Source organism: Mycobacterium sp. DHQP2018-32-09, assembly GCF_058148405.1.
In genome coordinates, this window is the sequence record NZ_JBYVYK010000050.1 from 37,806 (window position 1) to 44,739 (window position 6,934).

General features: G+C 71.7%; 8 protein-coding genes. 4 read left to right on the top strand and 4 right to left on the bottom strand.

What is annotated here, in order from left to right; all coding sequences use genetic code 11:
• Positions 1-131: 131 nt before the first annotated feature.
• On the top strand, positions 132-374 hold the full coding sequence (locus AC30CM_RS21590; RefSeq protein ID WP_490118958.1) for a hypothetical protein: 243 nt from the start codon (positions 132-134) through the stop codon (positions 372-374).
• On the opposite strand, the gene AC30CM_RS21595 is transcribed toward AC30CM_RS21590, so the two are convergent.
• Complete coding sequence (locus tag AC30CM_RS21595) at positions 371-1,762, bottom strand: FAD-binding oxidoreductase (RefSeq protein ID WP_490118959.1); 1,392 nt, start codon at positions 1,760-1,762, stop codon at positions 371-373. The two genes, AC30CM_RS21590 and AC30CM_RS21595, sit on opposite strands and share 4 nt — an antisense overlap.
• A 117-nt stretch (positions 1,763-1,879) precedes the next feature.
• On the opposite strand from AC30CM_RS21595, the gene AC30CM_RS21600 reads away from it, so the two are divergent.
• Positions 1,880-2,560 carry a winged helix-turn-helix transcriptional regulator gene (locus tag AC30CM_RS21600; RefSeq protein ID WP_490118960.1) on the top strand — a complete coding sequence of 227 codons (681 nt, stop codon included), beginning with the start codon at positions 1,880-1,882 and terminating at the stop codon, positions 2,558-2,560.
• On the opposite strand, the gene tap is transcribed toward AC30CM_RS21600, so the two are convergent.
• Positions 2,531-3,763, bottom strand: a complete 1,233-nt coding sequence (gene tap, locus AC30CM_RS21605) for a multidrug efflux MFS transporter Tap (RefSeq protein WP_490118961.1) — start codon at positions 3,761-3,763, stop codon at positions 2,531-2,533. The genes AC30CM_RS21600 and tap overlap by 30 nt on opposite strands.
• A gap of 129 nt (positions 3,764-3,892) precedes the next feature.
• On the opposite strand from tap, the gene AC30CM_RS21610 reads away from it, so the two are divergent.
• Entirely contained in the window at positions 3,893-4,714 is an 822-nt protein-coding gene (locus AC30CM_RS21610; protein ID WP_490118962.1) for a uracil-DNA glycosylase, read from the top strand.
• Positions 4,715-4,797: 83 nt separating this feature from the next.
• Positions 4,798-5,850 carry an LLM class flavin-dependent oxidoreductase gene (locus tag AC30CM_RS21615; protein WP_490118966.1) on the top strand — a complete coding sequence of 351 codons (1,053 nt, stop codon included), beginning with the start codon at positions 4,798-4,800 and terminating at the stop codon, positions 5,848-5,850.
• Positions 5,851-5,880: 30 nt separating this feature from the next.
• Here the strand turns inward: AC30CM_RS21615 and AC30CM_RS21620 are convergent, their stop codons facing one another.
• A complete protein-coding gene (locus AC30CM_RS21620) occupies positions 5,881-6,342 on the bottom strand; it encodes a nitroreductase family deazaflavin-dependent oxidoreductase (protein ID WP_490118963.1) in 462 nt (153 codons plus the stop codon).
• 30 nt (positions 6,343-6,372) lie between these two features.
• Positions 6,373-6,934, bottom strand: a 562-nt coding sequence (locus AC30CM_RS21625) for a helix-turn-helix domain-containing protein (RefSeq protein WP_490118964.1), incomplete at its 5' end; no start/stop codon positions are given.

Below are 6,934 nucleotides of genomic sequence, written 5' to 3' on the forward strand. Positions count from 1 at the left end.
CCACCAATCGGGGGACGGCGGAATTCCCCCGGCGCGTCCACCGGTCGGCGGACAGCGGGGCATGACCATCGGAGAGACGCTCGTCTGGAGCGCCGCGGTACCGACCCCGGCACCGACCGAAGGAAGTCCAGATGAACGTCGTCCGCAGAATCGCCGTCCCCTTCGTGTCTCTCGGCATCCTGGCCGGCGCCTCCATGGCATGCGCGGGCATGGCCGACGCCTCGGCCGCCGGGCTGGGCGGCACCGACCCGGTGGGTTCGGGAAACCTCTTCTCGCCCAACACCTATGCCCAGCCAGCTCCGGTCGTCGGACCGGGATGGAACCGCTACTCCCACGGCTCGCCGATCATCGTCGACGTGGGCGGTGACGACTAGATCCCCGCGCCCGGATTGAGGATGCCGTCCGGGTCCAGCGCCGCCTTGATGCGTCGATTCAGTTCCATCGCCTCGGGCCCCAGGTAGCCGGCGAGCCACGGCCGCTTGAGTCGGCCGACGCCGTGCTCGCCGGTGATGGTGCCGCCCAAACCGACTGCGAGGTCCATGATCTCGCCGAAGGCGACGTTGGCCCGTTCGGTCATCTCCGCGTCGGAGGGATCGAACACGATCAGCGGATGGGTGTTGCCGTCACCGGCGTGGGCGATCACCGAGAGCATCAGGTCGTGCTTGGCGCCGATCTCCTCGACGCCCGACACCAACTGCGCGAGCGCCGGCAGCGGCACGCCGACGTCCTCCAGCAGCAGCGCGCCCTTGGCCTCGACGGCGGGGATCGCGAACCGTCGCGCCGCGACGAAGGCCTCGCCCTCCTCCTGGTCGTCGGTCGAGAACACCTCCGTGGCACCGTGTTCGGCGAAGACCTTGGCCATGAACTCGGTGTCGGCCACGCCCGCGGGCCCACGGTCGTCGGACTTGGCGACCATCATCGCCGCCGCCGTCCGGTCCAACCCCATCTTCAGCTTGTCCTCCACCGCGTTGATCGCCACGGCGTCCATGAACTCCAGCATCGACGGCCGGATCTTGCCGGTGATGGTCACCACGGCGTCGGCGGCCGCCGCCACCGAGTCGAACGACGCGACGACGGTGCACCCGTGGAATTGCGGGGGGAGCAGGCGCAACGTCACCTCGGTGACGATTCCGAGCGTGCCCTCGCTGCCCACGAACAGCTTCGTCAGGCTGAGGCCTGCGACGTCCTTGAGGCGGGGGCCGCCGAGTCGCACCGCGGTGCCGTCGGCGAGCACCACCTGCAGACCCAGCACGTAGTCGGTGGTGACCCCGTACTTCACGCAGCACAGGCCGCCGGCGTTGGTGGCGATGTTGCCGCCGATGCTGCAGATCTCGTAGGACGACGGGTCCGGGGGATACCACAGGCCGTGCTCGGCGACCGCCTGCTTCACCTCGGCGTTGAACAGCCCGGGCTGCACCACGGCCGTGCGCGTGACGGTGTCGACGGAGATGTCGCGCATGCGCTCCGTACACAACACGATGCCGCCGTCGAGTGCCGTCGCGCCGCCCGAGAGCCCGGTACCCGCCCCGCGGGGGACCACCGGCACCCGGTGCGCGCTGGCCCAGCGCATCACGGTCTGCACCTCGTCGGTGCGACGCGGCCGCACCACCGCCACCGGGGTGCCCGCCGACGGATCCGCGGCGCGATCCTGGCGATAGGACGCCACGATGTCGGGGTCGGTGACGACGGTACCGTCGGGCAGATCGGCGATCAGGGCGTCCAGCGCGGAATCGATTCGACGGGCGTCCAGTGCGGAGTCCATCCCACGATGGTAGGCCGAGGCGGCTGCGAGGCCGTCGGCATCGGGATTTCGGCTACCCCGCGACGAATTGCCTCGTAGTGGAAATGCGGCGTCGCATCACGGATTACCATGCGGTGGATGGCAGCCCGCTCGTACGGCCAGCACTGCGCCGTCGCGAAGAGCCTCGACGTCGTCGGGGATCGATGGACGCTGCTCATCGTGCGCGAACTGCTCGACGGGGCGCGCCGGTACGGCGATCTGCTGACCGCGCTGGCACCCATCGCCACCGACATGCTGGCCAGTCGGCTGCGCGACCTGGAGGCCGCGGGCCTGGCCGCCAAGCGGGTGGTGCGGTCACCGGCGTCGAGGACCATCTACGAACTGACCGACGACGGCCGGGCGCTGGAGGAGGTCATCAACGCCTACGCCCGGTGGGGCCGCCACCTCATCGAGGCCAGGACGCCCGGGGACCTGGCGCGCCCGCAGTGGCTGGCGCGCGCGGTGCGCGCCTACGTCCGCAGCGACCGGGTGGGGCCTGCGCTGGTGTTGCGGTTCGACACCCCGGAAGGCACCGCTGCCGTGTGCATCGAGGATTCCTCGGTGCGGGCCGTCGGACCGGACGTGCCTGCCGACGTGGTCCTCAGCGGGACGGCCGAAACCCTTGCCGCGGCGCTGAATCCGGAACGGGTCGCCCAGCTCGAGGCGACGGGTCGGCTGCGGGTGGACGGCGATCCCGCCACGGTGCGCCGCATGGCCGAGGTGTTCGTCGCGCCCCGGCCGCGGATGGCGTCAGCCACGGTCGGCGTCGAGTTGGCGTAGCGCGGGCAGGAACACCGCCGTCACGCCCAGGGCCACCATCGGCAGCGCCAGCGCGAGGAACGTGGTGTGCAGCCCCGCCCCGTCGGCGAGGGGGCCGGCCACGATCAGCCCGAGGGGCCCGGCGGCATAGGCCAGCGATCCCATGACGCCCACCACGCGGCCCCGCAGGTGCGGCGGCGCCGTCGTCTGCATGACGTAGTTGTAGATGGGCGCGATGGGGCCGTAGACCAGCCCGACGACGGCCGAGAGCACCAGGATCACCGGCAGCGGCGGCAGGAACGCGATGACCGTCATCACCACCCCCAGGACCAGCACCGCGGTCAGCATCACGACGCGCCGCCGCACGTGCCGCGACAGCGCGGCGTAGCCCAGCGCGCCCACCAACCCGCCGACCGACAGGGCCACCAGCACCCAGCCCAGGGCCTCGGGTTCGTTGCGGTCGGTGAAGTACTTGGGGAACAACACGCTCTCCATCGGCATGTAGAGACCGGTGGCGGTGAGGTCGACGATCGCCAGCGTGCGCAGTACCGGGGTGCGCCATACGAACGCGAGCCCCTCCACGATGCCTGCCCACACCCGCGGCAACTGGTCCCGGTCGGGCGCATCGGCACCGTGCAGCCGCAGCACCGCGACGGCACCGATGGAGAGCGCGAAGGCGCCGGCGGTCACCCACATCGTCTCGATGCCGCCGATGGTCGCGATGAGCAGGCCTCCGACACCGGGGCCGACGATGTAGGCCAGGTTGAACACGGCCTCGTAGTAGCTGTTGGCGCGGTCCAACGTCCATCCGGCCCGCTCGGCGGCCTCGGGCAGCATGGTTTCCCGCGCCGTCATGCCGGCCGGGTCGAAGAACGCGCCGAGGGCGGCCAGGACGGCCAGGACGCCGACGCCGACGGCGTCGGCCCCGAAGCTCAAGGCGATGACCGGCACCGCGGCGACCGAGATCGCCGACAGCGCGTCGGAGAGCATGGAGACCCGGCGCCGGCCCAGGTAGTCGACCGCCGCGCCGGCCAGCACCGTGGCGGCCAGCAGCGGCAGCGTGCCCGCCATGGCGACCAGGGACGCGTCGACCGCAGAACCGTTGCGCTGCAACACCAGCCACGGGAACGCGATGATCGAGATGCCGTTACCCGTGCCCGCGGCCAGCGCCGCGAAGAAGATGAGGTAGAGCGGTCCGGGGGTCTTGGGGGTCTTGGCGGTCATGGGCTATCGGCGGTGAATGTAACAGCGCGCCCCGCTCGACGGCGACGCAATTCTCTCGGCGCCGCCTCCCGGCCGACGGGCCGCGACGGGCGCCGGGCCGGGGGATTCGCCGACTGGCACAGTGGAGCCGTGGACCTACCGCATCCCCGCACCGGGGTCGAGTTCCCGTCGCCGGTGCCGCCCGGCACCGGATGGCCCGGCGACCCGGCGCGGCCCGACACCGCCGTCGCGAAGACCGCGGCCGGCGTGCGGGCTGCCGCGCGGCGCGTCCGCGACGTCGAGGCACTCGACGCGGCGATCAGCGTGTGCCGGGCGTGTCCGCGCCTGGTGCGGTGGCGCGAGGACGTCGCCCTGGCCAAGCGCCGTTCCTTCGCCGGCGAACCCTACTGGGGGAGGCCCATCCCGGGTTTCGGCGCCGAGGCGCCGTCGATGCTGATCCTCGGCTTGGCGCCGGCCGCGCACGGGGCCAACCGCACCGGCCGGGTGTTCACCGGCGACCGCAGCGGCGACGTGCTGTTCGCCGCGCTGCACCGCGCCGGTCTTGCCAGCTCGCCCGACAGCGTCGACGCCGCAGACGGCTTGACGCTCGCCGGCGTGCGCATCGTCGCGGCCGTCAGGTGTGCCCCGCCGGACAATGCGCCGGCGCCGCAGGAGCGGGCGACCTGCGCACCCTGGCTGGCCGCCGAGTGGGAATTGGTGGCGCCCAGCGTCCGCGTCGTCGTCGTGCTCGGCGGGTTCGCGTGGCGCGCCGGGCTGGACCTGCTGCGGGGGGCGGGTGCGCCGGTGCCGGTCCCCGCGCCGAAGTTCGGTCACCTCGCCACCGCGACCATCGGGGCGGTCACCCTGCTGGGGTGCTACCACCCCAGCCAGCAGAACACGTTCACCGGTCGGCTCACCCCGACCATGCTCGACGAGGTGTTCGCCACCGCCAAGGCCCTCGCCGCCGCGTGATTTCGGCGCGCTGACGTTCGGTGGGCGAACGTCAGCGCGCCGAAATCGGAACTAATCGGGCCGACGTGCGCGTTGCACCCAGGATGCGACTCTCGGTACTCGATCTCGTTCCCGTGCGTAGCGACCAGTCCACCTCCGACGCGCTCGCCGCGACCGTCGGCGTCGCCAAGACCGCCGATGACCTGGGCTTCACCCGGTACTGGGTGGCCGAACACCACAACATGCCCGCGGTGGCCGCGACCAGCCCGCCGGTGTTGATCGGCTACCTCGCCGCGCAGACCGCTCGGATCCGGCTCGGCTCCGGCGGCGTCATGCTGCCCAACCACGCGCCGCTGGCCGTCGCCGAACAGTTCGCGCTGCTGGAGGCCGCGGCGCCCGGGCGCATCGACCTGGGCCTCGGCCGGGCACCGGGCACCGACCCGGTGACGTCGCTCATGCTGCGCGGTCCCGCGGGCCGCACCGACGAGGACGTCGAGAAGTTCCCGCAGTACCTCGACGACGTGGCGGCCTTGATGAGCGCCGACGGGGTCTCGGTGTCCATCCAGGGCCGCAACCTGCTGGACCAGAACTACGTGCTGAAGGCCACGCCCGCCGCCGCGACCGAACCACGGCTGTGGCTGCTCGGGTCGTCCACCTATTCCGCGCACCTGGCCGCCGCCAAGGGGTTGCCGTACGTGTTCGCGCATCACTTCGCAGGACGCGGCACCGAAGAGGCCTTGGCGATCTATCGCGAGGAGTTCCGGCCGAGTGATCTGCTCGCCGCGCCCACGACGTTCATGACCGTCAACGCCGTCGTGGCACCGACGCGCCAAGAGGCCGACGAGCTGGCGCTGCCGAACCTGCAGATGATGGCGTGGCTGCGCACGGGAGCGCCGCTGCGGCCCATCGAACTGGTGGAGGACGCGCGGCTGGTGGAGTTGACGCCCCAGCAGCGGGCGGTGATCGAGAGCGGCAGGCATCAGACGGTGATCGGAGATGCCGCGGAGGCCGCCACGCGCGTGCGGGAGATCGCCGACCACTTCGCCGTCGACGAGGTGATGGTCAACCCCGTCGCCTCGGCGTACCGCGGCACCGATCCACGGACCGCGCCCGCCAGGGAACGGACGTTGGAACTTCTCGCCAAGGAGTTGTTCTAGCCGTCGAGCGGGGCGACCGGGTTGAGCGGATCAGGCGCGCGTGCCCCGCTTCGGTTCCAGCGCGATGATCGGGATGGGGCGCGACGTGCGCTGCTGGTAGCCGTCGTAGCGGTGGGAGTTGTTGTCGTTGACCACTTTCCACAACCGGGCGTAGTCCTCGTCGTCGGCGCCGATGACGTGCGCCGTCGCGGCCATGCGGGCAGGCCCCACGTTGATCTCGACGGACGGGTTGGCCTTGAGATTGAAGTACCAGCCGGGCGCCTTGGGGCCACCGCCGTTCGACGCCACGACCAGGTAACGACGACCGTCCCTGGCATAGGTGAGGGTGTTGGTCCTGCGGATGCCGGTCTTGGCGCCCACGGTGTGGAGCAACAGCGACGGGGGCGCGCCCGGGATGCGGTGCCCGATGCGGCCGTCGGTCTTGCGGTAGATCGCGTCGTGGACGCGCAGCAAGGGGATGCCGAGGTAACGCTCCCACAGCGGAATGCTCATGATCCCAGTCTGGCAGCAGCGTCGGACGGGTCAACCGAGGCCTGCGATGCGGGCCACCGTCAATGCCGACGTGACCTGCAGCAGGTCCCTCGGGCGCGTCAACCTCAGCCCGGTGAGCGCCTCGAGGCGGCGCATCCGCTGGGCCACGGTGTTGGGGTGCAGGTGCAGCGCGGCGGCGGCGGCCCTGCGGTCCAGGTCGTGCTCCAGCAGGACGCGCGCGGTGTGCAGCAGCTCGCTGGAGTGATCGCTGTCGTAGTCCAGCGCGGGTCCCAGAACGGTCCTGGCGAAGTCGCGCAACCGTTCTGGATCGTCGAGCTGCAGCAGCAGGTGGTCGATGGCGACGTCCCGCAGGTCGATCACGGCCGTGCCGGAGGTGGCACCCGCGAGGTCCAGTGCGCCGCGCACGGTGCGGAACAGCGCGGGCAGTTCTGCCGCTGCGGCCGCGGGGGCCACACACGCCACCGCGTGCTCCACCTCGCCTGCCGCGGCGAGCGTGGCGACCAGTCGGTGCGCGATCGCCGTGGGCCCGGCGGCGCGCCCCAGCGTCGCGTCGGGGTGCGCGATCAACACCACGTCGCCGCGGTGCACGGCC

Bases quoted from the DNA above. Each gene is read 5' to 3' on its own strand.
- tap (WP_490118961.1), bottom strand. From the start codon at position 3,763: ATGACCGCCAAGACCCCCAAGACCCCCGGACCGCTCTACCTCATCTTC.
- AC30CM_RS21590 (WP_490118958.1), top strand. From the start codon at position 132: ATGAACGTCGTCCGCAGAATCGCCGTCCCCTTCGTGTCTCTCGGCATC.
- AC30CM_RS21600 (WP_490118960.1), top strand. From the start codon at position 1,880: ATGGCAGCCCGCTCGTACGGCCAGCACTGCGCCGTCGCGAAGAGCCTC.
- AC30CM_RS21620 (WP_490118963.1), bottom strand. From the start codon at position 6,342: ATGAGCATTCCGCTGTGGGAGCGTTACCTCGGCATCCCCTTGCTGCGC.
- AC30CM_RS21615 (WP_490118966.1), top strand. From the start codon at position 4,798: ATGCGACTCTCGGTACTCGATCTCGTTCCCGTGCGTAGCGACCAGTCC.
- AC30CM_RS21595 (WP_490118959.1), bottom strand. From the start codon at position 1,762: ATGGACTCCGCACTGGACGCCCGTCGAATCGATTCCGCGCTGGACGCC.